Below are 1555 nucleotides of genomic sequence, written 5' to 3' on the forward strand. Positions count from 1 at the left end.
GTGACTGTTCAGGTCGTTGCTGGGATCCAGACGTTTCCGCTGGTGAGTTCGGTCAGGACGTCGAAGGGTCGGCGACCGTGCTTGGCCGCGGTTGACAGATAGGAGCGCATCGCGGCGAAGTCCTGAGCGCCGGCGAGGGTGCGCATGCACCCGGACACCTTCTGCTTGATCTTGGCCATGCGGATGTCCCGCTCGGCCGGGTTGTTGTCAAACGGCACCCGCGGGTCGACGGCGAAGCGCAGGTAGTCATCCAGGCGCCGGGCGATGCGGCGGGCCAGGGACCGGTGGCGGCGGCCGACCGCCCCGGGCGGGGCACCCTCGGCGGAGGCGCCGACCAGGGCGGCGGAGACGATCAGGCGGCGGTGCGCGGCCAGGACTTCGGGGTTGGGCAGGGCGCCGGTGTCGGTGATCGCCTTCAGCGCCAGCAGCGCGTCGATGACCTGGCCGGCCCAGCACCAGCCGGCGGGTACCTCGCCGCTGCTCGGTGACGGGTGGGCGGTGTAGTGGTCGACCACGGCGATGAGCTCGCGCAGCAGGTGGGCGTTGCACAGGGCATGCGTGGCGGCCGGGTAGCGGGCGTAGGGGGCGAAGGCGTCGTGGACGGCGATCCCGGTGAAGCCGGGCAGCACGCCGGCGGCGTCGATCGCCTCCTTGCCGCGTTTGCGATGGCAGAACAACCCGGTGAACCGGGCGGTGGAGGCCACGTGCAGCCAGTGCAGCCGCCCGGCCACCCGCAGCCCGGTCTCGTCCAGGTGCACCAGCTCGGCGCCGGTGAGCGCGGCGCGGGCGGCGGCGGTGAACGGTTCCAGCCCGGCCGCCGCCCGGGCGGTCCAGGCCGCCACCGTGCCGACCGACATCGGGGTGCCGAACACCTCGGCCAGCAGCGCGGCGGTGCGCTCGACCGGCACGTGCTGGCCCAGGACCAGGTACACCGCAATCGCCGCGGCGTGCGGGCCGTACTGCACCGGCGCCGCCACCCCGGCCGGGCCGGCCGCCGCGGTGAGCGTGCCGCACCCGCCGCAGCGGCGAGAGACCAGCCGGTGCTCGACCACCCGCACCTCGATCTTGGGAATGTCGAACACCTGCCGGCGGATCATCCCGGCCGGCCGGTCACCTGCCGGCAGGTCCGCACCGCAGCCGGCGCAGGCGCCCGGCTCGTGCACCAGCACCTCATCGGGCTGCTCGACCTGCCGCAGCGTGCGCCCCTGCCGACCCGGCTGACCTCCCGGCTTGCGGCCCGACCGGCCGCGCAGCGACTTCGGCGCCGGCTTGTCCAGCCCATCGGCCGACGGCGGCCTGGATGAGTTCCGCGAGGAGGCCACCAGCTGCCGCTCCAACTCCGCGATCCTCGCGTCCTGCTCGATCAGCCGCGCATCCTGCTCGGCCAGCCGGACGTCCTGCTCACCCAGCCGCGCTTGCAGCTGGGCGATGATCCGCTCCTGCGCCGCCACGAGTGCCGCCAGTTGCTCGTAGCTCGGCGCGGACACGGACCGATCCTTCACAGCCCGCCAGGATCACCCGATCACGACACGCGGGCGACCACCTGAACAGTCAC

The 1555-nt window shown here is 73.6% G+C and carries 1 protein-coding gene; it reads right to left on the minus strand.

The window, feature by feature from the left end:
• Positions 1-8: 8 nt before the first annotated feature.
• Positions 9-1487: an IS66 family transposase gene (gene tnpC, locus CNO22_RS27010; protein WP_198588645.1), complete on the minus strand. Its 1479-nt coding sequence runs from the start codon at positions 1485-1487 to the stop codon at positions 9-11.
• Positions 1488-1555 lie beyond the last annotated feature (68 nt).

It is taken from the genome of Geodermatophilus chilensis, assembly GCF_002802985.1.
GTDB lineage: Bacteria > Actinomycetota > Actinomycetes > Mycobacteriales > Geodermatophilaceae > Geodermatophilus > Geodermatophilus chilensis.